Source organism: Paracoccus haeundaensis, from assembly GCF_006239215.1.
GTDB classification, from domain to species: Bacteria; Pseudomonadota; Alphaproteobacteria; order Rhodobacterales; family Rhodobacteraceae; genus Paracoccus; species Paracoccus marcusii.
In genome coordinates this window covers 195,921-219,460 of the sequence record NZ_VDDC01000008.1, presented here as the reverse complement: position 1 = coordinate 219,460, position 23,540 = coordinate 195,921, and the positions used below count along the sequence as shown (strand labels likewise).

23 protein-coding genes and 1 pseudogene are annotated in these 23,540 nt (G+C 69.4%); 20 read left to right on the top strand and 4 right to left on the bottom strand.

The window, feature by feature from the left end:
* The 18 genes from FHD67_RS20385 to FHD67_RS04930 form a co-directional block, all read left to right on the top strand.
* On the top strand, positions 1-577 hold a 577-nt coding region (locus tag FHD67_RS20385; protein WP_176695055.1), incomplete at its 5' end, for an anti-sigma factor.
* A 22-nt stretch (positions 578-599) separates the two neighbouring features.
* A complete protein-coding gene (locus tag FHD67_RS05010; protein WP_045982107.1) occupies positions 600-1,316 on the top strand; it encodes a Bax inhibitor-1/YccA family protein in 717 nt (238 codons plus the stop codon).
* A 22-nt stretch (positions 1,317-1,338) separates the two neighbouring features.
* The gene (locus tag FHD67_RS05005) at positions 1,339-1,902 is read left to right on the top strand and encodes a DUF2076 domain-containing protein (RefSeq protein WP_046001594.1); all 564 of its coding nucleotides are present in this window, start codon (positions 1,339-1,341) and stop codon (positions 1,900-1,902) included.
* Between the two features lie 290 nt (positions 1,903-2,192).
* The gene (gene ku / locus FHD67_RS05000) at positions 2,193-3,059 is read left to right on the top strand and encodes a non-homologous end joining protein Ku (RefSeq protein ID WP_045982105.1); all 867 of its coding nucleotides are present in this window, start codon (positions 2,193-2,195) and stop codon (positions 3,057-3,059) included.
* A 1-nt stretch (position 3,060) separates the two neighbouring features.
* Positions 3,061-5,433 (top strand): DNA ligase D, encoded by a 2,373-nt coding sequence (gene ligD, locus FHD67_RS04995; protein ID WP_139598026.1) that lies wholly within the window; start codon positions 3,061-3,063, stop codon positions 5,431-5,433.
* A gap of 190 nt (positions 5,434-5,623) precedes the next feature.
* Positions 5,624-5,710 (top strand): K(+)-transporting ATPase subunit F, encoded by an 87-nt coding sequence (gene kdpF / locus FHD67_RS21160; protein WP_045982103.1) that lies wholly within the window; start codon positions 5,624-5,626, stop codon positions 5,708-5,710.
* Between the two features lie 13 nt (positions 5,711-5,723).
* Positions 5,724-7,424, top strand: a complete 1,701-nt coding sequence (kdpA, locus tag FHD67_RS04985) for a potassium-transporting ATPase subunit KdpA (protein WP_139598025.1) — start codon at positions 5,724-5,726, stop codon at positions 7,422-7,424.
* Between the two features lie 11 nt (positions 7,425-7,435).
* On the top strand, positions 7,436-9,475 hold the full coding sequence (gene kdpB / locus FHD67_RS04980) for a potassium-transporting ATPase subunit KdpB (RefSeq protein ID WP_139598024.1): 2,040 nt from the start codon (positions 7,436-7,438) through the stop codon (positions 9,473-9,475).
* A gap of 10 nt (positions 9,476-9,485) precedes the next feature.
* Entirely contained in the window at positions 9,486-10,076 is a 591-nt protein-coding gene (gene kdpC / locus FHD67_RS04975) for a potassium-transporting ATPase subunit KdpC (RefSeq protein ID WP_139598023.1), read from the top strand.
* A gap of 3 nt (positions 10,077-10,079) precedes the next feature.
* A complete protein-coding gene (locus FHD67_RS04970; protein WP_139598022.1) occupies positions 10,080-12,746 on the top strand; it encodes a sensor histidine kinase in 2,667 nt (888 codons plus the stop codon).
* Entirely contained in the window at positions 12,743-13,435 is a 693-nt protein-coding gene (locus FHD67_RS04965; RefSeq protein ID WP_046001600.1) for a response regulator, read from the top strand. The genes FHD67_RS04970 and FHD67_RS04965 overlap by 4 nt, the downstream gene beginning before the upstream one ends.
* An 81-nt stretch (positions 13,436-13,516) precedes the next feature.
* The gene (locus FHD67_RS04960; RefSeq protein ID WP_139598021.1) at positions 13,517-13,945 is read left to right on the top strand and encodes a DUF2946 family protein; all 429 of its coding nucleotides are present in this window, start codon (positions 13,517-13,519) and stop codon (positions 13,943-13,945) included.
* Positions 13,946-14,040: 95 nt separating this feature from the next.
* Positions 14,041-14,619, top strand: coding sequence for a copper chaperone PCu(A)C (locus FHD67_RS04955; RefSeq protein WP_246071229.1), 579 nt, complete (start codon positions 14,041-14,043; stop codon positions 14,617-14,619).
* A gap of 2 nt (positions 14,620-14,621) precedes the next feature.
* Positions 14,622-15,227, top strand: a complete 606-nt coding sequence (locus FHD67_RS04950; protein WP_139598019.1) for an SCO family protein — start codon at positions 14,622-14,624, stop codon at positions 15,225-15,227.
* A 57-nt stretch (positions 15,228-15,284) separates the two neighbouring features.
* Positions 15,285-16,655, top strand: a complete 1,371-nt coding sequence (locus FHD67_RS04945; RefSeq protein WP_139598018.1) for a PepSY-associated TM helix domain-containing protein — start codon at positions 15,285-15,287, stop codon at positions 16,653-16,655.
* Between the two features lie 121 nt (positions 16,656-16,776).
* On the top strand, positions 16,777-17,217 hold the full coding sequence (locus FHD67_RS04940; RefSeq protein WP_139598017.1) for a DUF2231 domain-containing protein: 441 nt from the start codon (positions 16,777-16,779) through the stop codon (positions 17,215-17,217).
* A 13-nt stretch (positions 17,218-17,230) separates the two neighbouring features.
* Positions 17,231-18,742: a PQQ-dependent sugar dehydrogenase gene (locus tag FHD67_RS04935; RefSeq protein ID WP_246071228.1), complete on the top strand. Its 1,512-nt coding sequence runs from the start codon at positions 17,231-17,233 to the stop codon at positions 18,740-18,742.
* Positions 18,743-18,808: 66 nt separating this feature from the next.
* Positions 18,809-19,273 (top strand): hypothetical protein, encoded by a 465-nt coding sequence (locus FHD67_RS04930; protein WP_139598016.1) that lies wholly within the window; start codon positions 18,809-18,811, stop codon positions 19,271-19,273.
* Between the two features lie 19 nt (positions 19,274-19,292).
* On the opposite strand, the pseudogene FHD67_RS04925 reads toward FHD67_RS04930, so the two are convergent.
* The 4 genes and pseudogenes from FHD67_RS04925 to FHD67_RS04910 form a co-directional block, all read right to left on the bottom strand.
* Positions 19,293-20,043 (bottom strand): annotated as a pseudogene (locus FHD67_RS04925) (IS5 family transposase).
* Between the two features lie 72 nt (positions 20,044-20,115).
* A complete protein-coding gene (locus FHD67_RS04920) occupies positions 20,116-20,454 on the bottom strand; it encodes a hypothetical protein (RefSeq protein WP_046001604.1) in 339 nt (112 codons plus the stop codon).
* Positions 20,447-20,791, bottom strand: coding sequence for a hypothetical protein (locus FHD67_RS04915; RefSeq protein WP_046001605.1), 345 nt, complete (start codon positions 20,789-20,791; stop codon positions 20,447-20,449). Before FHD67_RS04915 ends, FHD67_RS04920 begins: the two co-directional genes overlap by 8 nt.
* Positions 20,792-20,853: 62 nt before the next feature.
* Positions 20,854-22,317, bottom strand: a complete 1,464-nt coding sequence (locus tag FHD67_RS04910) for an aminotransferase class V-fold PLP-dependent enzyme (RefSeq protein ID WP_046001606.1) — start codon at positions 22,315-22,317, stop codon at positions 20,854-20,856.
* Between the two features lie 104 nt (positions 22,318-22,421).
* On the opposite strand from FHD67_RS04910, the gene FHD67_RS04905 reads away from it, so the two are divergent.
* Together FHD67_RS04905 and FHD67_RS04900 are read left to right on the top strand one after the other, a co-directional pair.
* Positions 22,422-22,892: an Lrp/AsnC family transcriptional regulator gene (locus FHD67_RS04905; protein ID WP_045982091.1), complete on the top strand. Its 471-nt coding sequence runs from the start codon at positions 22,422-22,424 to the stop codon at positions 22,890-22,892.
* Positions 22,893-22,907: 15 nt separating this feature from the next.
* Entirely contained in the window at positions 22,908-23,468 is a 561-nt protein-coding gene (locus FHD67_RS04900) for a helix-turn-helix domain-containing protein (protein ID WP_046001607.1), read from the top strand.
* Positions 23,469-23,540: the final 72 nt, after the last annotated feature.

Sequence of the window (23,540 nt, the reverse complement as noted above, 5' to 3'; positions counted from 1 at the left end):
GCTGCTGGGCGCCGCGCGGCGGCTTGCGACGGCGCGCCGGCGCGATGCGCAGCTGCGCCGGGTCCTGCGCATCGTGCCGGCCGCGCTGCTGGTGGGGCTGGGCTGGCTGGCCCATGCCGGCCTTGGTCCGCTGTCGGTGCGCGAAGGCGTCGCGGCATCGCCCGCCCCCGCATCGGTCACGGCGGCCCTGTCGGCGCATCAGGTCAGCCTGCTGCGTCTGGACATGACCTCGCAGCCCGGCATCAGCCGCCTGGACCCGGTCGAGATGCGCGCCGCCACCGGCATCGTGCTGCCCCGGTTTCCCGACGACTGGACGGTGCGCGACGCGCAGGTCTTCCCCTCGCCCCAGGGTCCGGGGATCGAGATCCTGTTCGACACGCCCGACCTGGGCACGATCAGCCATTTCGCGGTCCGCGCCGGCAGCTTCGACGTGACCCTGCCCCGCCTGCACCAGACGCCCGACCACGGCATCGCCTGGTTCCAGATCGGAGAGATCGCGCATGTGCTGGTCGCGGGCAACGACCATGCCGACCCGCTGCTCGCGACATCGGTCGCGCTGTCGGACACGCTCTACTGACATCAACCAACCGGAGGTTTTCATGCAACCCATCCGCCAGACCGGCCGCAGCGCCGGTTTCGCCCCCGCCGCCGTCCTGGACGACGGCCTGCGCGCGCACATGCTGCGCATCTACAACTACATGGGCCTGGGCCTGCTGGTGACCGGGCTGGTCGCGGTCGCGGTGGCCTCGGTCCCGGCGATCTACGTGCCGATCTTCAGCTCGCCCCTGCGGTGGGTGGTGATGCTGGCGCCGCTGGCCTTCGTGATGTTCCTGTCCTTCCGGATCGAGACCGTCTCGGCCGCCACGGCGCAGACGCTGTTCTGGGCCTTCTGCGCGGTGATGGGCCTGTCGCTGGCCTCGATCTTCCTGGTCTTCACGGGCACGTCGATCGCGCGCGCCTTCTTCGGCGCCGCCGCCATGTTCGCGGGCATGAGCCTCTATGGCTACACGACCAAGCGCGACCTGTCGAAGTTCGGCAGCTTCCTGATCATGGGCCTGATCGGCGTCATCATCGCCAGCATCATCAACATCTTCCTAGGCTCGTCCGCGCTGCAGTTCGCGATCTCGATCATCGGCATCCTGGTCTTCGTCGGCCTGACGGCCTGGGACACGCAGTCGATCAAGCTGGCCTACAGCGAACATCACGATGCCGAGACGCACCAGAAACTGGCGGTCATGGGCGCGTTGTCACTGTACCTGAACTTCATCAACCTGTTCCAGCTGCTGCTGAGCCTGACCGGCCAGCGCGAGGAATAGGCCCCAGACAAGGACCGCATCCATGGACCAGAACGACCGCCACGCCATCGAGGGGCTGTTCGGCAAGCTTGGCCAGGCCGCCCAGGCCCAGCCCCATCGCGACCCCCAGGCCGAGGCCCTGATCGCCGACCTGATGGCCCGCAACCCCGGTGCCGCCTATTACCTGGCCCAGACCGTGATCATGCAGGAACAGGCGCTGGCCACTGCCGAACAGCAGATGCAGCAGGTGCAGGCGCAGCCCGCGCCGGCCTCGGGCGGGCTGTTCGGCAAGCTGTTCGGCGGCAGCCAACCCCAGCCCCGCCCGATGGCCCATCGCCCCGCGCCCCAGCCCTACGGCCAGCCCGCCTATGGCCAGCAGCCGCAGGGGTCGGGTCCGTGGAGCAGCGGTCGCCCGTCGGGCGGCGGCTTCATGGCCGGCGCGGCGCAGACCGCGATGGGTGTCGCCGGCGGCGTGCTGCTGGGCAATGCCATCGGCGGCATGTTCGCGGGCCCTGCCGACGCCTCGGAGATGGAGCAGGAGCCCGCGATGGAGGAGGACGCCGGCTTCGACGACCCGGGCTTTGACGACGGCGGTTTCGAGGAATGATCACCACGGCGCCCGGAACCCCCGGGCGCCGCCTTTCGGCAGACGGCATGGCGATGCGCCCTCGCCGCATTGGCGTTCCGCACCGTCGGTGCTGCGCCACGACGCCATCAGCACGATCGTCTTCGCCCTGCGATCCGAAGCCCGCGCCATCGCTGCCGGCGACGCCGGAACCTGCAATGCCATGATCGCTGGCAGCAGTGACAGCCGGGCAATGCGTGCCGACGTCCTTCCATGATACGACTGAACTTATCGGTCCGTTTCGGCGTTTCCCCGGAAAGCAGGAGGATGTCATGGCGTCACGTGCGGTCTGGAAGGGGCAGCTGCGCCTGTCCCTGGTGGCCATCCCGGTCGAGCTGCATGCCGCGACCAAGACCGGGGCGCGCGTGTCCTTCCGCCAGATCCACGGCCCCTCTGGCAAGCCTGTGCGCTATGAGAAGACCGTGGCCGGCATCGGGCCGGTCAAGAGCGACGACATCCTGAAGGGATACGAGACGGGCGACGGCAACTATCTGCTGCTGGAACCCGACGAGATCGACGCGATCAAGCTGGACACCAAGAAGACGCTGGAACTGGTGCAGTTCGTCGACCAGTCCGAGATACCGCCCCTGTACTACAACAAGCCCTATTACGTGGTGCCGACCGACGATCTGGCCGAGGACGCCTATCGCGTGGTCCGCGACGCCCTGCGGGCCGAGAAGAAGACCGCCCTGGGCCAGTTGACCATGCGCGGCCGCGAATACCTGTGCGCGATCCGACCCTGCGGCGACGGGCTGCTGCTGGAGACGCTGCGCTATGAGGACGAGATCCGCGAGGCGGAGCCGCTGTTCGCCGCGATCGAGGACGCTGCCAGCGACGCCGACCTGCTGGAGGTCGCGACCCAGCTGATCCGGCGCAAGTCCTCGGCGTTCGATGCCGATGCGTTCCGCGACCATTACGACCAGGCGCTGCGTGCGCTGATCGAGACGAAGCGCAAGAACCGCAAGACCCCCCGCGCCAAGGCGGCCGAGGATGACGACCGCCCGTCGGGTGGCAACGTCGTGGACCTGATGTCCGCGCTGAAGGAGAGCCTGAAGAAGGACGGCGGCAAGGCCAAGGCCAAGCCCGCCGCAAAGCCCGCGTCCAAACCGCGTGCCAAGCCCAAGTCGAAATCCGCCTGACATGGCCGACCTGGGCGCCTATCTGGACAAGCGCGATTTCGGGGCGACGCCCGAACCGCAGGCGGACGGCACCCCTTCGGCGCTTGGGCTGCGCTATTCGATGCAGAACCACGACGCCACGCGGCTGCACTGGGACCTGCGGCTGGAGTGGGAGGGGGTGCTGCTGTCCTGGGCGGTGACGCGGGGGCCGTCGCTGGACCCGGCCGACAAACGGCTGGCCGTGCGGACCGAGGATCACCCCCTGTCCTATCTGACCTTCGAGGGCACGATCCCAAAGGGCCATTACGGCGCGGGCACCGTGATGCTGTGGGATCTGGGCTGGTGGCAACCGCTGGAACCCGCGGCGCGCGGGCTGGCCAAGGGGCACCTGAAGTTCCGGCTGCACGGTCGGCGGATGACCGGCGACTGGAACCTGATCCGCATGGCGCGCCGGGACAAGCGCGACAACTGGCTGCTGGTCAAGATCGACGACGAGGCCGCGGGCCAGCGCGACCCGGTGGCGCGCTATCGCACCAGCGTGGCGTCGGGGCGCAGCTTTGCGGCGATCCGCGCGGACAAGGCCGCCTGCCTGCCCGACCATTCCGGCACCCGTCCGGGCCACCGGCCCGTGCAACTGGCGACGCTGACGGACGATCTGGCCGATCACGCCACGCATTGGCACGAGCTGAAGCTGGACGGCTATCGCGCGCAGGTGGCGCTTGGCGCAGGTGGCCCGCGCGTCTTCACGCGGGCGGGCCATGACTGGACCGACCGTTTCGCCGACCTGATTCCCGCCCTGCGCGACATCCCCTGTGCCTCGGCCCTGATCGACGGAGAGATCGTGGCCGGCGCCGGTCTGCAGGGCTTCGGCACGCTGCAGGACGCGATCGCGGCGGGCGGGCCGTTCGGATACGTGGCCTTCGATCTGCTGCAGCTGGACGGGCGCGACCTGACGGACCATCCCCTGACCGAACGCCGCGCCGCGCTGGAGGGCCTGCTGCGCCCCCTGCCGCCGATGGGCGCGGTGGCGCTGTCGCCCGTCATCCACGGCCCGGCGGACGAGGCGCTGGCGCTGATCTGCGGCAATGGCGGCGAGGGGGTGATCGCCAAGCGGACCGATGCCCCCTATCGCGGCGGGCGCAGCCGCGACTGGCTGAAGATCAAGTGCCGCAGGCAGGGCACCTTCCGCATCGTCGGCTGGCAGGCAAGCACCAGCCGCGGCAGGCCCTTCGCCTCGTTGGCGCTGGCCTGCGACCGGGACGGGGGACTGGCCTATATGGGCAAGGTCGGAACCGGGTTCGACCAGGACACGATGGCCGACCTTGCCCGGCGCATGGAACCGCTGGTGCGCAGGGACGCCCCCGTCAAGGCCCCCCGCCGGGAGGTCGCGGGCATGACCTGGATCGACCCGGACCTGACCGCCCGGATCGATTACGCCGAAACCACCGCCCAGGGTCGCCTGCGCCATGCGGTGTATCTGGGCCTGCACGATGAGGGTCCGCCGATGCGAACGCCCGCCCCGACCGTCGCGATCAGCAGCGGCGACCGCGTGATCTTTGACAAGCCGCGCCTGACCAAGGCGGGGCTGGCCGAGTATTATCGCGCGGCCGCACCGCTGATGCTGCCCGAACTGGCCGGGCGGCCCCTGTCCCTGCTGCGCCTGCCCGACGGCATGGCCGGCGAGCGGTTCTTTCAGAAGCATCCCGGCAAGGGCTTTCCCGCCGCTCTGAAGATCCAGCAGATCGCCGACAAGGACGGCACGCCCAGCTCCTATGCCTATGTCACCGACGTCGAGGGCATCCTGGGCGCGGTGCAGATGGGCACGGTCGAATTTCACATCTGGGGCGCCCGTCGCGACCGGCTGGACCGGCCCGACCGCATGGTCTTTGACCTGGACCCCGACGAGGGCCTGGGCTTTGCCGCGACCCGCCGCGCCGCGCTGGAGCTGCGCGACGGGCTGTCGGGGCTTGGCCTGCGGTCCTGGGCGATGCTGTCGGGGGGCAAGGGCGTCCATGTGATCGTGCCGCTGCGCCGCACCGCGGGCTGGGACACGGTCAAGCTGTTCAGCCGCGGCGTGGCGATGCTGACGGCACAGGCCCATCCCGACCGCTTCACCGCCGAGATGTCCAAGGCAAAACGCAAGGGCCGCATCTTCGTCGACTGGCTGAGGAACGAACGCGGCGCGACGGCCATCGGGCCCTTCTCCGTGCGCGCCCGCCCCGGCGCGCCGGTGGCCTGCCCGGTCAGCTGGGACGAACTGGGGCGCATCCGCAAGGCTGGGGCGTTCTCGACCGCGCAGGCGCTGGAGCGGGGCTGGGCCGACACCGACCCGCCGCCCGCCCAGACCCTGTCGGCGGCCGTGATCGCGGCGCTGGACGCGGCGCTGACGGCCTGATCCTTACGCGGCCCTTACGCCCCCGGCCGGGATCACGCATGGCATCCTGACGCGCGCCTGTGGGATGATCGGACATCACTCATCAAGGGGATGTTCATGTCCGACATCATCTATCTTCTGCTTGGCACAGGCGGGTTTCTGGCCGTGATGGCCGGAACGCGCGCGCTGGCCCGTTCGTGACGGGGCGCCGATGGTCGACCTGGTCCTTGGCCTTGCCGTCGCGGCGGGCCTGTTCGCCTATCTGGTCGTGGCGCTGATGCGTCCCGACCGGTTCTGATGGGGGCGCGTCCATGTCCCCCTTTCTTGTCTTCGCGCTCTACGGCGCCGTCACGGTCGGCCTCGCCTGGCTGCTGGCCGGTCACATGCACCGCGTCTTTACCGGCCGGCGCGTCTGGTCCAGCCCGCTGATCGCCCCGGTCGAACGGGCCTTCCTGTCGGCTGCGGGCGTCACCGCCGGGCGCGGCCAGACCTGGTCGGGCTATGCCATGGCCGTGCTGGTCTTCAACCTGGCGGGGTTCCTGCTTCTCTATGCGATCCTGCGGCTGCAGGGCATGCTGCCGTGGAACCCCCAAGGCATCGGCCCGATGGCGCCGGACTTGGCCTTCAACACCGCGATCAGCTTTGTCACCAACACCAACTGGCAGGCCTATTCCGGAGAGGTCCAGCTGTCCTACCTGTCCCAGATGGTCGGGCTGACGGTGCAGAACTTCGTCTCGGCCGCCACGGGCATGGCGGTCGCGGTGGCGATCGTGCGCGGCTTTGCCGCCAAGGGCGACGGCCGCTTGGGCAATTTCTGGGTCGATGCGACGCGGGCGGTCCTTTATATCCTGCTGCCGCTGTCGATCCTGGCGGCCGTGGTGCTGATCTGGCAGGGCGTGCCGCAATCGCTGTCGGCCTATGTCCGCGCGACCACGCTGGAGGGCGCAGGTCAGATCATCGCCCAGGGCCCCGCCGCGGCCCAGATCGCCATCAAGCAGCTGGGCACCAACGGCGGCGGCTTCTTCGGCGTCAATTCGGCCCATCCGCTGGAGAACCCGACGATCCTGTCGAACATGATCCAGTCCGTCTATCTGCTGCTGATCCCGGTCGCCTTCTGCTTCCTCTTCGGGCGCATGGTGGGCGACCGGCGGCAGGGCTGGGCGATCTTCGCCGCGATGGGCGTGCTGTTCGTGGCTGGCCTTCTGCTGATGAACGCCCCCGAACAGGCGGGCAACCCCGCTTTGACCCAGGCCACCGGCATCACCGGCCCCAACATGGAGGGCAAGGAGGTCCGCTTAGGCGCCACCCTGTCGGTGCTGTGGGCCGAGGCCACGACCGCCGCGTCGAACGGGTCGGTCAACGCGATGCATGACAGCTTCATGCCCCTGTCTGGCCTGGTAATGATGCTGAACATGCAGGTCGGAGAGGTGATCTTCGGCGGCGTGGGGTCGGGCCTCTACGGCATGCTGCTCTATGTCGTGCTGGCGGTGTTCCTGGCCGGGCTGATGGTCGGGCGCACGCCGGAATACCTGGGCAAGAAGATCGAGGGGCGCGAGGTCACGCTGTCAGTCCTAGCCTTCCTGTCGATGCCCTTGGGCATCCTGGTCTTCGGCGCGCTGTCCGTGGTCATCCCCGCGGGCCTGGCCGCGGTGCAGGACGCCGGGCCGCACGGCCTGTCCGAGGTCCTTTATGCCTACAGCTCGGCCACCGGCAACAACGGTTCCGCCTTTGGCGGCTTCGGGGCGGCGGCGCCGTTCCACACCACCCTGCAGGGCATCGCGATGATCCTGGGACGCTATGCGATCATCGTGCCGATGCTGGCGGTCGCAGGATCCCTGGCCCTGAAGTCGCCGGTCCCGGCCACGGCGGGAACGTTCCCCACCCACGGCCCGCTGTTCGTCCTGCTGCTGGTCATCACCGTGCTGATCCTGGGCGCGCTGACCTTCTTTCCGGCCCTGGTCCTGGGCCCCATCGCCGAGCATGTGTCCATGCTGGGCGGGCAAACCTTCTGAGGCGTTCATCCATGTCGAAACATTCGCTTCCCGTGCCGTCGATGGGGGCGCTGGCCCCCGCGGCGGCGCGACAGGCGCTGGCCAAGCTGGCTCCGCGCCTGCTGCTCAAGAACCCGGTCATCTTCGCCACCGCCGTGGCGGCGCTGATGGTCAGCGTGCTTGGCCTGCGCGACCTTGTCCTGGGCGTGCCAGGCAGCGGCGTCGCGGTCCAGATCGCGTTCTGGCTGTGGGCGGCCGTGCTGATCGCCAACTTTGCCGAGGCCCTGGCCGAGGGGCGCGGCCGCGCCCGCGCCGACAGTCTGCGCGCCACCAAGTCCGACACGATGGTTCGCGTGCTGTCCGCCCCCGACAGCGCACATGACGTCGCCACGATGGTCCCGTCGGCCAGCCTGAAGCAGGGCCAGATCCTGCTGGTCATGGCGGGCGACATCATTCCGGCCGATGCCGAGGTGGTGCGTGGCATGGCATCGGTCGACGAAAGCGCGATCACCGGCGAAAGCGCCCCGGTGATCCGCGAATCCGGCGGCGATTTCAGTTCGGTCACGGGCGGCACGCGCATCGTGTCGGACTGGCTGGTGCTGCGCGTCACCGCGGAACCCGGGCGCAGCTTCCTCGACCGCATGATCGCGCTGGTCGAGGGGGCCGAGCGTGGGCGCACCCCGAACGAGATCGCGCTGAACATCCTTCTGGCCGGCCTGACGCTGATCTTCCTCTTCGTGGTGGTCACGCTGGAGCCCTTCGCGCGCTATTCCGGCATCTCGATCCCGGTAGTGTTCCTGGCCGCGCTGTTCGTGACGCTGATCCCCACGACCATCGGCGGGCTTCTGTCGGCCATCGGCATCGCGGGCATGGACCGCCTGGCCCGCACCAACGTCGTCGCGAAATCCGGCCGCGCGGTCGAGGCCGCGGGCGACGTGGACGTGCTGCTTCTGGACAAGACCGGCACGATCACCTTCGGCAACCGCATGGCCGACGCGCTGATCCCGGCGCAGGGCGTCTCGCCGGCCGATCTGGCCCGCGCCGCCCTGGCCGCCAGCCGCGCCGACGACACCCCCGAGGGCAAGTCCCTGGTCGAGCTGGCCCGCCGCCAGCCCGGCGCCGACGCGCCCCTGGCCGACACGGCCGGGGCCATCGCCTTCTCGGCCCAGACCCGCCTGTCGGGCGCCGACCTGACCGACGGCACCCAGCTGCGCAAGGGGTCGGTCGATGCGATCCTGCGCCATACCGGGGCGGCGGTGGATGCCGCGCTGGCCGCGTCGGTCGACCAGATCGCGCGGTCTGGCGGGACGCCGCTGCTGGTGTCGCAGGGTGCGCGCATCATGGGTGCGGTGCATCTGAAGGACATCATCAAGCCCGGCGTGCGCGAACGGTTCGCGGAACTGCGCGCCATGGGCATCCGCACGGTGATGATCACCGGCGACAACCCCTTGACCGCCGCCGCCATCGCGGCCGAAGCCGGCGTCGACGATTTCCTGGCCGAGGCCACGCCCGAGAACAAGCTGGATCTGATCCGCGCCGAACAGGCCAAGGGCCAGCTGGTCGCCATGTGCGGCGACGGATCGAACGACGCGCCCGCGCTGGCCCAGGCCGATGTGGGCGTGGCGATGAATTCCGGCACCTCGGCCGCCAAGGAGGCCGCGAACCTGATCGACCTGGACAGCGACCCGACCAAGCTGATCGAGGTCGTGCTGGTGGGCAAGCAGCTGCTGATCAGCCGCGGCGCGCTGACCACCTTCAGCATCGCCAACGACGTGGCGAAATACTTTGCCATCCTGCCCGCGCTGTTCATCGCCGCCTATCCGGGCCTGGCCGTGCTGAACGTGATGGGCCTGGAAAGCGCGCAGAGCGCGATCCTGTCGGCGGTGATCTTCAATGCGCTGGTGATCCTGGCGCTGATCCCGCTGGCGCTGCGGGGGGTGAAATACGCGCCCGCCAGCGCGGCGGCCCTGCTGCGGCGCAACCTGACGATCTATGGCCTGGGCGGCCTGATCGTCCCCTTCCTGGGCATCAAGGCCATCGACATGGCCGTGACCGCCCTGGGCCTGGCGTGAGGAGACAGCCATGATCGACCATATCCGACCCGCCCTGGCGACGCTTGGGCTGATGACCGTGCTGACGGGGCTCGCCTATCCGCTGGCCCTGACCGGGCTGGGCCAGACGCTGATGCCGGAACAGGCCAATGCCAGCCTGATCGTCCGCGACGGGCAGGTCATCGGCTCGGCCCTGGTGGGGCAGGCCTTTGCCGCGCCGGGATACCTGCATCCGCGCCCCTCGGCGGTCGATTACGACGCGGCGGCGGCGGGGGCCTCGAACCTGGGGCCGACCAGCGCGGCGCTGATCGCCGATCAGGCGGCCCGCGCGGTGGATTTCGTCGCATCGACCGGGGCGGCCAGCGTGCCGGTGGATGCCGTCACCGCCTCGGGCAGCGGACTGGACCCGCATGTCTCGCCCGAGAACGCGCGGGCGCAGGCCGCGCGCATCGCCGCGGCGCGGGGCGTGCCCCAGGCCCGGGTCGCGGCGCTGATCGAGGCCCAGGTCGAGCCGCGCTGGCTGGGCCTTTTTGGGGAACCGCGCGTGAACGTGCTGGCCGTCAATCTGGCCCTTGACGCGGCCTTCCCCGCGGCCCCCACTGGACCCCGAACCGAAGGCTGATCCATGACCGAGCTGCGCCCCGAACCCGACGCCCTGCTGGCCCAGGCCGAACGCGAGGGGCGCGGGCGGCTGAAGATCTTTCTGGGCGCGGCACCCGGCGTGGGCAAGACCTATGCCATGCTGGAGGCCGCGCGGCGACGCGCGGCCGAGGGGGTGGACGTGGTCGCCGCCGTCGTCGAGACCCATGGCCGCGCCGAGACCGAGGCGCTGCTGCAGGGGCTGGACCTGCTGCCCAAGCGGGCGCAGCTCTATCGCGAGCGCATCCTGCACGAGATGGACCTGGACGCGCTGCTGGAGCGTCGCCCCCAGCTGGCCCTGATCGACGAGCTGGCCCATTCCAACATCCCGGGATCGCGCCACGACAAGCGCTGGCAGGACGTCGAGGAGGTGCTGGCCACGGGCATCGACGTGCTGACCACGCTGAACGTGCAGCACCTTGAGACGCTGAACGACCGGGTCGCGCGGATCTCGGGCGTGCGCGTGCGCGAGACGGTGCCCGACGCCGTCCTGGCCCGCGCCGACGAGGTCGAGCTGATCGACCTGCCCACAGAGGAGCTGATCGAGCGGCTGCGCGCGGGCAAGGTCTATGTCCAGGACCAGATCGCGCGGGCGGTGCAGAACTTCTTTTCCAAGGGCAACCTGACGGCACTGCGCGAACTGGCCATGCGCGCCGCCGCCGACCGCGTGGACGCGCAGCTGCGCGAGCACATGCGCGCCAATGCCATCGGCGGGCCGTGGCCCGCGCAGGAACGCATCCTGGTCGCGCTGACCGAAAGCCCGGTCGCACGCACGCTGGTGCGGACCGCGAAACGCATGGCCGACCGTGCGCGGGTCGAATGGGTGGCGGTCACCGTGACCTCGGCCCGGTCCGAGGCCCTGTCCGATCCCGACCGGGACGCGCTGGCCCAGGCCCTGCGCCTGGCCGAACGCCTTGGCGGCGAGGTGGCGACCCTGTCCGCCGCGGGCCCCGTCGCCGACGAGATCCTGGACTATGCCCGCCGCCGCAACGTCAGCCGCATCCTGCTGGGCCGCCCCCGGCCCCGTCCCTGGTGGCGGCGCATCGGCCGCCAGAACGTCGCCCGCGCCGTGACCGAGGCCGGCCGCGATTTCGAGGTGACGGTCGTCTCGGATCCGCAACGGACACCCACCCCGCCGGCGGTGCGCCACTGGTCCGTGGACCGCGACCCGCGCGCCTATGCCAAGGCCACGCTGACGGTGATCGCGGCCAGCCTGCTGGCCCTGTCGGCCGACCGGATCTTTCCCGTCACCTCGCTGTCGCTGATCTTCATGACCGGGGTGATCGTGGTCGCGGTGCGCCAGGGCCTGTGGCCGTCGCTTTATGCATCCTGCCTCAGCTTCCTGACCTACAACTTCTTCTTCACCGATCCGCGCAACACCTTCCTGGTGATCCGCCAGGACCAGATCATGACGCTGCTGCTGTTTCTGATCGCCTCGGGGCTGACCGGCAACCTGGCCGCGCGGCTGCGCGACCGGGCTTTGGCACAGCGCGACATCGCGATGCGGACGAACCTGCTGTACGATTTCGCGCGCCAGGTCGCCGGCGCCGGATCCGCGGTCGAGGTCCTGCGCGCCGCCGCGATCCATGTCGGCGCGGCCCTGGGATGCGACACCGTGGTGATGCGCCCCGGCCCCCTGGGCCGCCCGGTGATCGAGGTGGCCGAACCGCCCCGCGACACGCTGGCCCTGCGCGACGCATCCGCCGCCGACTATGCCTGGACCCGCGGCGAGGAGGCCGGGCGCGGCTCGGGCACCCTGCCCGCCAGCGACTGGCTGTTCCTGCCCGTCGGCACCGAGGGGCGGCGGCTGGCCGTCCTGGGCATCGCCTATCCCGACGGGCGCAGTCTGGCGCCGATGGACCGCCGCCTGCTGGACGCGATGACCGATCAGACCGGCATCGCGCTGGAACGCATCGCGCTGCAGGCCGACCTGGAACAGGCGCTGGTCACGTCCGAGGCGGAACGCCTGCGCGCGGCCCTGCTGTCCTCGGTCAGCCATGACCTGCGCACGCCTTTGGTGTCGATCATCGGCGCGGCATCGTCGCTGGCCGATCCGGCGCTGGACCTGGCCGCCCCCGCACGCGCCAGCATGGCCGCCACCATCCGCGACGAGGGCGAGCGGCTGGACCGCTACATCCAGAACCTTCTGGACATGACGCGGCTTGGCCACGGCGCGCTGGTGCCCAAGCGCGTGCCCGCGGACCTGCGCGAAATCGCGGGCAGCGCGCGGCATCGCCTGCGCGGCGCGCTGCGCGATCACCGGGTCGAGGTCGCGGTCCCCGACGATCTGCCGCAGGTGCTGGTCGACCCGCTGCTGATCGAGCAGGTGGTGATGAACCTTCTGGACAACGCCGCGAAATACGCCCCCGAGGGCAGCCGCATCGACGTGACCGCACGTGTCGACGGGGCACGGGCCGAACTGTCGGTCGGCGACGACGGCCCCGGCATCCCGCCCGACGCGCGCGGCCGGGTCTTCGACATGTTCTATCGCGTGGCCGAGGGCGACGGTCAGCGCGCGGGCACGGGCCTGGGTCTTGCCATCGCGCGCGGCATCGTCGAAGCCCATGGCGGCACCATCGCCGCCCACCCCGCCCGCGCGGACGGGCGCGGCACCCGCATCACCCTGACCCTGCCGCTGGACACGCCCGCATGACCCTGCCCGCCCGCATCCTGATCATCGACGACGAGGCCCCGATCCGCCGTTTCCTGCGGGTCGCGCTGGAGGCGCAGGGCCATCACGTGACCGAGGCCGCCACCGGCCGCGACGGCATCGAGGCCTGCGCCCTGACCACCCCCGAGGCGGTGATCCTGGACCTGGGCCTGCCCGACATGGACGGGCGCGCGGTCCTGGCCCGACTGCGCGAATGGAGCCAGGTCCCGGTCCTGGTCCTGTCGGTCCGCGCGTCCGAGGCCGACAAGGTCGCCCTGCTGGACGCCGGCGCACAGGACTACGTGACCAAGCCCTTTGGCATCGGGGAACTGCTGGCCCGCCTGCGCGGCCTTCTGCGCGACCGGTCGGGTGCTGCCCCGCAGGGGGCGGCGCTGCAGGTGGCCGACCTGACCATCGACGCCGCCGCCCGGACGGTCCTGAAGGGCGGCACCGAGATCCACCTGACCCGCAAGGAGTTCGACCTGCTGTGGCTTTTGGCGTCGAATGCCGGGCGGCTGGTGACGCAGGGCATGGCGCTGGAACATGTCTGGGGAAAGGCCCATCTGGAGGACAGCCACTATCTGCGCGTCTTCATCCGGCAGCTGCGCGCCAAGATCGGCGACGATGCGGGCAACCCGTCCTACATCTTCACCGAATCCGGGGTGGGCTATCGCTTTGCATCGGGGTCGTGACGCGTCGGGCCTGCGGCCTTGGCGCATCTTCCCTTTGGTTTCGGGCTGCGCTATCGATGCCGCGCATTCCAGGAGACAGCGTTGATCCGTCGCGATTCCCAGACCGACAGACCGCAGCGGGCCCGGCTGACGCCGGGGCGTGCACTGCGCTGGCTGTTGCTGGTGCCGTTCCTGATGCTGGCCACGATCAGCCAGGGCACGATGATCGAGGCCGCCCCCACGGGCGGCGTGCGGATCGTGCTGTGCACCGGCACCGGCATGGTCGATGCGATCATGACCCCCGACGGGCAGGTCCATCCCGACGACCAGCCGGGTCGCGGCGGCCATCCCGGCACTCCGCCCTGTGACTGGGCGCTGCACGGGCAATCGGTGCTTGCCTCCCCCGCCGTCGACATGGCGCCGCCGCAGTTCCACGAACTGGACGCCGATTTCGGGACCGACATCCCCCACCATCTTCGCCGGGCCGAGGTTCTGACCCCCGCCGCCCGCGGACCACCCGCCCTCGTCTGAGACCGACGCGACGACCGGGCCCGCCCGGCACCGCGACCGTCCGGCCGCCGCATTCCGGCCGCCGCGAACACGACCGTTCACAGATGAGACATGCCATGACGACCTTTCACCTTCTGGCCGCGCTTGCGGTCGCGACCCTGCTGGCCCCTGCCGCATGGGCGCACGGCACCGGCGACGGTGCGGACCATGCGGGCCATACCGCCGCCCATGCGGCGCCCCTGTCCCTACCCGACCCGGATGCGGCGTGGCAGGTCGGCGACCTGACCGTCACCGCGCCCTATGCCCGCGCCACCCTGCCCAATGCCCCCGTCGCGGGCGGCTTTCTGACCATCGCCAATGACGGCGCCGCGGACGACCGCCTGGTCGCCGCCACATCGGACATCGCCGGACGGATGGAGATCCATCAGATGACCATGTCGGGCGACATCATGACGATGGGCCCGGTAGAGGACGGCCTGCCGATCCCGGCGGGCCAGACCGTGGCGCTGCAGCCCGGCGGCTATCACCTGATGTTCCTGCAGCTGGCGGCCCCCCTGGTCCAGGGCGACAGCGTCGACGTCACCCTGACCTTCGAGGGTGCCGGCGACATCACTGTGCCGCTGTCGATCCAGGCGTTCAACGCACGCGCGGCGGGCGATGCCCCGCAGGGCGCCGATCCGCACGCGGGGCATTGACCATGACCCGACAGACGCTTCGCCTGGTGCGGGTGCTGGCCTGGACCGCGGTCGTGGTGGCCGGCGCCGCGCTGCTGTGGGCCACGGTCCTGCGGCCCGCGCCGACCGACCACCAGGTCGCCATGCAGCAGTTGGGCAAGGGCGATTACACCCTTGTCACCGCGGATGGCCAGCCGTTCACCCAGGCCGATCTGCAGGGTCAGCCGACCGCCGTCTTCTTCGGCTTCACCCATTGCCCCGACGTGTGTCCCACCACCCTGGGCGAGGTCACCGCCTGGCAGGACGAGCTGGCCCGGGACGGCCAGACGCTGCGCACGCTGTTCATCACCGTGGACCCCGAACGCGACACGCGCGAGGTCCTGGGCGAATACGTGTCCTGGGTGCCCGGCGTCACCGGCATCACCGGAGAGCGGGCCGAGATCGACAAGGCCGTCGCCGCCTTTCGCGCCTTTGCGCAGCGGGTGCCGCTGGAGGGGGGTGACTATACCGTCAACCACTCGACCCAGGTGCTGCTGTTCGACGCTGGCGGCGATTTCTTCGGTCTGGTGTCCTATCAGGAAGACCACGACCGCGCGATGGGCACCATCCGGCGCCTGCTGGCCAGCTGATCCCTGGGCGGCGCGGGTCCGCGCCGCCGCATCCCCACAGAACCGACAGGGAAACCCATGTCCGATGCGACCCTGGACGCCTCGCCCCGCCCGCGCGCGGCCGTGTCCGATCTGTACCGCGCCGTCTGGCGCTGGCATTTCTATGCGGGACTGTTCGTCCTGCCGTTCCTGATCACGCTGGCCGTCACCGGCGCGGCCTATCTGTTCCGCGACGAGATCGACGCCATCATCCATGCCGACATCAAGCGGGTCGAGGTCGCGCAGACCGGTACGCTGAGCCCCGAGGCGCTGGTCGCCTCGGCCGTGACCGCGGTGCCCGGCCGCGCGATCAAGTACACCGACCCCCCAACGGCCGCCGCCTCGGCCGAGGTGACGGTCGCCACCGACGACGGGCGCCGCATGGCGGTCTATGTCAACCCCTACGAGGGTTACGTCCTGGGCACGCGCCCCGACCGCAGCACGGTCATGTGGACGGTGCGCTATCTGCACAGCCTGCGCTATTTCGGGCCCGTCGCCCGCGGCGTGATCGAGATCGTGGGCGGTTGGACGATCCTGCTGGTCGCCACCGGCATCTATCTGTGGTGGCCGCGCGGCCAGGCGGGGGGAGTCCTGTCGGTCCGGGGCGACCGGCGCAGGCGCGTCTTCTGGCGCGACACCCATGCGGTGACCGGCATCGTGGTGGGCGGCTTCATCGTGTTCCTGGCGGTGACCGGCATGCCCTGGTCGCAGGTCTGGGGCGGCAAGGTCAATGAATGGGCCAACGGGCACAACTTCGGCTATCCGTCGGGCGTGCGCGTCGACGTGCCGATGTCGGACCAGCGCCTGACCGACACGGCACAGACATCGTGGTCGCTGGAGCAGGCGCAGGTCCCTGAAACCGTGCCACCCGCCGACGGGGCAACCCCCATCGGCCTTGATGCCGCGGTAGCGGAGTTCGATAGGCTTGGGCTGCATTCCGGTTATGCGGTGTCGCTGCCGTCCTCGCCGACGGGGGTCTATAGCGGCTCGGTCTATCCCGACGATCTCAGCCGGCAGCGCGTGGTGCACCTGGATCAATACAGCGCTCAGCCGCTGCTCGACATGAGCTATGCCGATTACGGCCCCATGGGACGCTGGCTGGAATTCGGGATCAACACCCATATGGGCCAGCAGTTCGGCCTGGCGAACCAGATCCTGCTGCTGGCGGTCTGCGGGGGCATCGTCCTGCTGGCGGTGTCCGGCGGGGTGATGTGGTGGAAGCGTCGCCCGTCGCGGTCGATGGGCGTGCCACCGATGCCCGCCGACCGCCGGGTGTTCCGCGGCCTTCTGGCCATCCTGGCGGTGGGTGGCATCCTGTTCCCGCTGACCGGCGCATCGCTGCTGGTCATGCTGGCGCTGGACACCGCGATCCGACGCCTGCGCGGCACGGCGTCGCGCGCCGCCGCCTGACCCTGCGCGGGGCCGCGTCCGGTTTCGGCGCGGTCCCGCCACGGTTATGGCACATCCGGGCGGAACATCGCGGGCATTTGGCGGTTCTATTGATCATAATGCATTTCACGAAAGCGATCCCATGGCCGCAACCGCCTATTCCCCGCACCCCATCGGCGCGCGGCGCCCCGTTCCGGGACTGTCCGTCCTGACCCATATGTCCGCGGGCCTGCTGGCCCTGCCGGTGGTGACCGATTACGCCTATCTGCAGACCACCGTCCTGATGTGGAAGGACTTTTCGTCCTGGCTGCTGTTCTTCGGCCTGATCGTGGCCGGGGTCGGCTGCGTGCTGTGGCTGATCGGTCTGCTGACGCGCCGCCCCGGTCCGTCCTGGGGCGCGGTCGGGATGTACGTGCTGGTGATGCTGGCCGCCTTCTTCAACAGCCTGCTGCATGCGGGCGACGGCTGGACCGCCATCATGCCCTGGGGCATCACGCTGTCCGTCGTGACCTGCGTGCTGATGCTGCTGGCGGCGGTGCTGAACCGTCGCGCCACCGCCCCCCTGTCCCTGCGCACCGCCTGAAAAGGACACCATCATGACCATACATACCTCCACCCTGCGTCGCAGGCTGATGCTGTCCGGTTCCGCTGTCCTGACGCTTGGCCTTGCCGTGCCGATGGCCGCCGCCGCGCAGGAATCCGAAGGGTTCGACATCACCAGCCAGATCGGTCCCGATCCGGTCCTGCCCGAACCGCAATTCGTCAATCCGCTGCCAAGCGTGAACGTGGCCGAGGTCGTGGGCTGGGCCGACGGCCAGACCCCTGCCGTCCCCGAGGGGCTGACGATCAGCGCCTATGCCACCGACCTGGTCAATCCGCGCACCGTCCATACGCTGCCCAACGGTGACGTGCTGGTGGTCCAGTCGCGCGCGCCGGAGGGTAAGCCGAAATACCGCCCCAAGGATTTCGTCCGCGGCTGGATCATGGCCTTTGCGGCGGGCGGCGGTGACGCCCCCCCGGCGGAAAGCAACCTGATCACGCTGCTGCGCGACACCGACCGCGACGGCACGGTGGACGAACGTCACGACCTGCTGACAGGGCTGCATTCGCCCTTCGGCCTGGCCTGGATCGACGACACGCTGTACGTCGCCGCCGCCGATGCGGTGATCTCCTATCCCTATGCCCTGGGCGACACGGTGATCGATGCCGAACCCACGACGGTCACGCCGCTGCCGGGCGGTCCGCTGAACCACCACTGGACCAAGGATCTGGCGCTCAGCCCGGACGGGACGATGCTGTACGCGTCGGTCGGCTCGAACTCGAACGCCGCCGAGAACGGGATGGAGGCCGAAAAGGGACGCGCCGCCATCTGGCAGATCGACCGCGGGACGGGGGCGTCCAAGATCTATGCCTCGGGGCTGCGCAACCCGAACGGCCTGACCTTCAACCCCGACAGCGGCGCGCTGTGGGCTGTCATCAACGAACGTGACGAACTGGGGCCGAACCTGGTGCCCGACTACATGACCTCGGTCCAGGAAGACGCGTTCTATGGCTGGCCCTACAGCTATTACGGCGATCACGTGGACGCCCGCGTGCGCCCGGCGCGCCCCGATCTGGTCGAGACGGCGATCGCGCCCGATTATGCGCTGTCCAGCCACGTGGCGGCCCTGGGTCTGGTCTTCACCAATGGCGCAGCGATGCCCGACGCCTTCGCGAACGGTGCCTTCGTCGGTCAGCGCGGCAGCTGGAACCGGGACGAGTTCAACGGCTACAAGGTGTCCTATGTCCCCTTCGCCGACGGCCGCCCGGACGGGATGATGCAGGATGTCGTGACCGGTTTCATGGTCGACGGCAAGGTGCATGGGCGCCCCGTGGGCCTGGGCATCGACGGGACCGGCGCGCTGCTGGTTGCGGATGATGCCGGCAACACGGTCTGGCGCGTGGCTGCGGCCGATGGCACGGTGATCCCCGAACCGATCGACACGGACCGGATCGAAGCACCGGCCGAAACGCCGGCGCCGACGCCCGCCGAACCGGAGGCCGCGCCCGAGACGCCCGCGCCGGCCACCCCCGCTCCTGAGCCTGCGCAGGCCGCACCTGCGAACTGATCATCCTTGCGATCCGATGCCGCCATGCGATCATGGCGGCATCGTCATGTTGAAAAGGGGGGCGCCATGTCGTTCAGCAGCTGGAAGGCCGACAAGGCCAAGACCGCCCTCATCGACGAGGCGCAGGCTTTGGCCGACAGGCTGGCAGACGCCAAGCCGCATTTCGTCGAGAGCCAGGCCGCCGCCGCATGGTTCTGGCAGGCCTTCCATCTGGCCGACGGCCAGGATCTGAACAGCCTCTCAGACTGGCCCCCTGCCGCGCGCAAATGGTTCGTGTCGGGGGCCGTCACGCGGATCGCGGCCCTGCGCAAGGCGCGAGAATATGACAGCAGCGACGGGCTGGCGATCTGGATGCACACCGCCCGTGCCCTGTCCGAACCGCAGATGCTGCCCGCCGTCCGCGCGATCTGGCAGCATGTCCGGAATGCCCCGCTGAATGCCGATTCCATGGCCCAGGACCTGATCGAGGATGCCGGCCTGACCTATGTCCCCGGTCGCCGGGTTCCGAACGGTTTCGGGCCGGACGACTAGGCTCCAGTCTCGTTAATTTTCAAAGCCAGGAGATGACAGTTGCGGCGAGAGCGATGGCGGAGAGAAAGCCCTTCGGGCACCTGTCGTGGCGGGTCGCGACGCGGCGCCCGTCCTTGAGCCTGCCGAAGATGATCTCGATACGATTGCGCCGCTGGTAGCGGCGTTTGTCGTATGTGACGGGCTTGCCTCGGGACTTCCGGCCAGGAATGCAGGGCGTGATGTCCTGCAATGCTTCACGATACCAGTCGGCGTCATGGCCCCGATCGGCCAATAGCCATCCGGCCTCGGGCAGATTGCTCAGCAGGGCCGCCGCGCCGGTGTAGTCGCTGACCTGACCGGCTGTCATGAAGAACTTGATCGGGCGGACGTTCGCGTCCGTGACGGCATGCAACTGGTGTTCATGACACCCTTCGTCCGCCCAATCAGCCTGCCACGCCCCCCTTTTTCAACCGCAGGCTTGAAGCTGTGCGGTGCGCCTTGAGATAGGTGGCGTCAATCATCACTGTCTTCCGGTCGGCGGCTTCGGAAGCCAGTCCCTCCATCATCCGGGCGAAAACACCCATGTTGCTCCAGCGCTTCCATCGGTTGTAGAGGGTCTTCGGTGGACCATACTCTGGCGGCGCATCGGACCAACGCAAGCCATTACGATTGATGAAGATTATCCCGCTCAAGACCCGCCGATCATCGACCCGTGGGTCGCCATGGCTCTTTGGAAAGAACGGCCGCAGCCGCGCCATCTGCTCGTCACTCAGCCAAAAAAGATTGCTCATCATGCCCCCATCAGTTCGGGAGCGTGAAACACGCCGGCAAGGGGGTCGCAACCCGACTAATGGGTCATGACCCTAGGGCGTCTTGTCGCCCAGACCCTTGAACCAGGCGGCATAGGGGGTGTTCTGGACCATGTGTCGTCCCAGATCGGGGGCCCCATCCGTCCACCAGACCGGGCCGCGTTCGCCCAGCAGAACCTTGGCCGCATCCACGGCGCGGCGTGCCTTGGCCAGTGCCGTCGCATCCTCCGACGCCTTGGCCGCCTTGACCGCCCGCCGCGCATCCATCAGGGCTGCGACATGACGGGCGCGCGTGTCCGGGTCCAGGCCCGGATCGGATGCCCGCCACAACCGCCCCCGCACGACGATGTAACGCCCGTCCGGCGTCTGCAGGACGGAACCGCGATCAGCCATGACGCGCCATCCTGCCGCCCAGCCCCGCGGCCAGCATGGCCGGCACAGCCAGTGCTGTCAGCAGGGCCAGCGCGAAGGGGACCATCCCGTCGCCCCGCGACCACAGCAGCATCGCGGGCAGCTGCGCCATCGTCAGCATCAGCCCTGCCAGCCACGCACGCCGCACAAGCCACGCCCCCGCAAGCCCCGATGCCAGCAGCAGCGCCGGATAGGCCAGCGTCCAGTAGAGGCCGGCATCCCAAGGTTCCGCCACCCCCTGGACCGCGGCAAAGCCACCCCACAGGACGATGCCCGCGATGCCAAGGCACAGGGGTCTGACGATGTCGCGCGGGATCATGGCGGGCCTTCGGTTGCGATGCATTGCCATCGAAACACAGATGCGGCCTGGTTGCACCCCGCCTATGCGATGCGGGCCAGTGCCGCGTCGGGCCGCAGGGTGAACCGCGAGGTTGCGGGGTCGACCTGATACAGCCCGGCCCACCGCGCGGCGTTCCGCGCCAGATCATCGACCGCCGCGATGATCCGGTCGGCCTTGGCATCGTCCAGCAGCACCGAGAAGTTCAGCCGCACCCAGCCCGGCTTCTGGATGTCCTCTCCCTGCGCGATGCGGGCGGAGAGGGCCTCCGACTGCACCCGGTCGATCCCCAGCAGCCGGTGGGCATAGCTGCCCGCGCAGGCGCAGCCGCCGCGGGCCTGCACCCCATGGATGTCGGACAGCATGCGCGTGAACAGCTGGTGATGGACCAGCCCGCCCCGCCCGTCGCGGATGCGGAAGGACAGGATCGGCAGGCTGTCGGCCGGCGCATCCGGGGCCATCACCTGGATGGCCGGGTTGCCGCGCCACGCGGCCAGCGCCCTCTCGCGCAGGATGCGCCCGCGGGTGGTGATGACATCCTGACCCAAGGCCTCCTTCGCGATCATGGCCAAGGCCACGCGGATGTCGCCGATGACATTGGGCGTGCCCCCCTCCTCGCGCGCCGACAGCGAGGACGCATAGGCATGCCCCCAGGGCGACACGAAGCTGACCGTGCCGCCGCCCGGCAGCGTCGGCGTCGCCCGGCGCGCGATCGCGTCGCGGACGACCAGCACCCCCGATGCCCCCGGCCCCCCCGGAAACTTGTGCGGAGAGAACACGATGGCGTCCTTGGCCGCATCCGTTCCCGCCTGCATCGACATCGGGACATAGGGCGCGGCAGCGCCGTAATCCCAGATCGCCACCGCGCCATGTGCGCGCAGGATGCGGGTCACCGCATCCGTGTCGGTCAGGATCCCGGTCACGTTCGAAGCCGCCGAAAAGCTGCCCACCAGCAGATCGGCCCCCGCCTGATCGGCCAGCACCGCCTCCAGCGCGGGCAGGTCGGGCCCGCCGGTCGCAGCCTCGGGGATCTCGATGACCACGGCACCGCTTTCGCGCCAGGGCAGGATGTTGGAATGATGCTCATAGGGGCCGATGACCACCACCGCCCGGCCACCGCGCACCGTGATGCCCGCGATGTCCAGAAGACCCACAAGCCGGTTCAGGCCTGCGGTCGACCCCGACCCGGCAAAGATCGTGCTGTATCCCGGCCCCGCGCCGACCATCCCCGCCACGCAGGCCCGCGCCGCCTCCCTCAGCCCCGAACAGTAGGCGCCGACAAAGGACGCCTGCGTGTGGGTGTTGGCGTAATAGGGCAGCACGCGGGTCAACACGAACTCCTCGACCTGGCGCAGCGCGCGGCCCGAGGCCACGTAATCGGCATAGATCATCGGCACCGGACCGAACGGCCCGTCGATCACCACGTCATCGCCGATCAGCCCCGCCCGCAGGCCCGCGACGGCGTCGCCGGTCGTCAATATCGCCCGAAACTCGTCCAACTGTGCCATGAAAACTCCGATCCGGCCTGCGTTTCGCAATGACTATTCCCGCGACAGCGCGATTTCATTCCTTGTTTCTTGCATTCCGAAGGCGATATTGGGTCATATGACCCATGAACCGGGGGAACGGCGTGGACCGCATCGACAGGCGCATCCTTGAGGAGTTGCAACGCGACAGCGCGATCTCGCAGCGCGTGGTGGCGGAACGGGTCGGGCTGTCGCAGAACGCCTGCTGGCGACGGATGCAGGCGCTGGACAAGGCGGGCGTGATCCGCAACCGGACCGTGACGCTGGACCGCGACAGGCTGGGCATGGGGCTGGTCGTCTTCGTGATGATCAAGACCCGCCACCACTCCGCCGACTGGCTGGCGATGTTCCGCAAGCACGTGTCGGCCATTCCCGAGGTGATCGACTTTTTCCGGATCGGCGGCGAATACGACTATATGCTCAAGGTGGTGACGCAGGACATGGGACGCTATGACCTGTTCTATCAACGCCTGATCTCGGGCATTGAACTGCACACCGTCACGTCGCATTTCGCGATGGAGGCGATCGAGGAACAGCGACCCATCGCGCTTGCCTGACGGACCGAAGGCCCCATGAACCAGAACACCGACATCGTCCAGCGCCTCGCCGCCCGCCTTAAGGAGGCGCGCCGCGCCAAGGGCCTCAGCCTGGACGCGGTGGCGCGGCTGTCGGGCGTCAGCCGGTCGATGGTCAGCCAGATCGAACGCGCCGAATCCAGCCCGACCGTCGCGACCCTGTGGAACCTGACCCAGGCCCTGCAGGTCGATTTCGCCGGCCTGTGGGAGGCGCGGGCCGAAAGCGACATCCGCGTGGTGCAGGCCGCCGCCGCGCCGGTCATCGCCGACCGGGGACGCGACGTGGTGATCCGCATCCTCAGCGCGCCGCAGACCGTCGGAGAGCACGAGATCTATGAGATCCGCCTTGGCCCCGGCGCCGCGCTGGAGTCCGCGCCCCATCGCACCGGCTGCCGCGAGGATGTCGTGGTGCTGGAGGGCGCGGTCACCATCACCTCGGGCGACGAACGGGCGGCCCTGGCGCAGAACGATGCCGCGAACTATGCCGCCGACCGCCCGCACAGCCTCACGGCGGGCGATGCCGCCGCCCGCGTGCTGATGATCGTGCGGGACAGTTGATCCGTCATCACGGACGAATTTCTTTTATCTTGCCCGGCGCAGGCAAAGGCCCTAGCCTCCGTTAAAACGGAG

Bases quoted from the DNA above. Each gene is read 5' to 3' on its own strand.
- FHD67_RS04955 (WP_246071229.1), top strand. From the start codon at position 14,041: ATGACGACCTTTCACCTTCTGGCCGCGCTTGCGGTCGCGACCCTGCTG.
- FHD67_RS05005 (WP_046001594.1), top strand. From the start codon at position 1,339: ATGGACCAGAACGACCGCCACGCCATCGAGGGGCTGTTCGGCAAGCTT.
- ligD (WP_139598026.1), top strand. From the start codon at position 3,061: ATGGCCGACCTGGGCGCCTATCTGGACAAGCGCGATTTCGGGGCGACG.
- FHD67_RS04965 (WP_046001600.1), top strand. From the start codon at position 12,743: ATGACCCTGCCCGCCCGCATCCTGATCATCGACGACGAGGCCCCGATC.
- FHD67_RS04900 (WP_046001607.1), top strand. From the start codon at position 22,908: ATGAACCAGAACACCGACATCGTCCAGCGCCTCGCCGCCCGCCTTAAG.
- kdpB (WP_139598024.1), top strand. From the start codon at position 7,436: ATGTCGAAACATTCGCTTCCCGTGCCGTCGATGGGGGCGCTGGCCCCC.
- FHD67_RS04920 (WP_046001604.1), bottom strand. From the start codon at position 20,454: ATGGCTGATCGCGGTTCCGTCCTGCAGACGCCGGACGGGCGTTACATC.
- FHD67_RS04970 (WP_139598022.1), top strand. From the start codon at position 10,080: ATGACCGAGCTGCGCCCCGAACCCGACGCCCTGCTGGCCCAGGCCGAA.
- kdpF (WP_045982103.1), top strand. From the start codon at position 5,624: ATGGTCGACCTGGTCCTTGGCCTTGCCGTCGCGGCGGGCCTGTTCGCC.
- FHD67_RS04935 (WP_246071228.1), top strand. From the start codon at position 17,231: ATGACCATACATACCTCCACCCTGCGTCGCAGGCTGATGCTGTCCGGT.
- FHD67_RS04930 (WP_139598016.1), top strand. From the start codon at position 18,809: ATGTCGTTCAGCAGCTGGAAGGCCGACAAGGCCAAGACCGCCCTCATC.
- kdpA (WP_139598025.1), top strand. From the start codon at position 5,724: ATGTCCCCCTTTCTTGTCTTCGCGCTCTACGGCGCCGTCACGGTCGGC.
- FHD67_RS04945 (WP_139598018.1), top strand. From the start codon at position 15,285: ATGTCCGATGCGACCCTGGACGCCTCGCCCCGCCCGCGCGCGGCCGTG.
- FHD67_RS04940 (WP_139598017.1), top strand. From the start codon at position 16,777: ATGGCCGCAACCGCCTATTCCCCGCACCCCATCGGCGCGCGGCGCCCC.
- ku (WP_045982105.1), top strand. From the start codon at position 2,193: ATGGCGTCACGTGCGGTCTGGAAGGGGCAGCTGCGCCTGTCCCTGGTG.
- FHD67_RS04910 (WP_046001606.1), bottom strand. From the start codon at position 22,317: ATGGCACAGTTGGACGAGTTTCGGGCGATATTGACGACCGGCGACGCC.
- FHD67_RS05010 (WP_045982107.1), top strand. From the start codon at position 600: ATGCAACCCATCCGCCAGACCGGCCGCAGCGCCGGTTTCGCCCCCGCC.
- kdpC (WP_139598023.1), top strand. From the start codon at position 9,486: ATGATCGACCATATCCGACCCGCCCTGGCGACGCTTGGGCTGATGACC.
- FHD67_RS04915 (WP_046001605.1), bottom strand. From the start codon at position 20,791: ATGATCCCGCGCGACATCGTCAGACCCCTGTGCCTTGGCATCGCGGGC.
- FHD67_RS04905 (WP_045982091.1), top strand. From the start codon at position 22,422: ATGAACCGGGGGAACGGCGTGGACCGCATCGACAGGCGCATCCTTGAG.
- FHD67_RS04950 (WP_139598019.1), top strand. From the start codon at position 14,622: ATGACCCGACAGACGCTTCGCCTGGTGCGGGTGCTGGCCTGGACCGCG.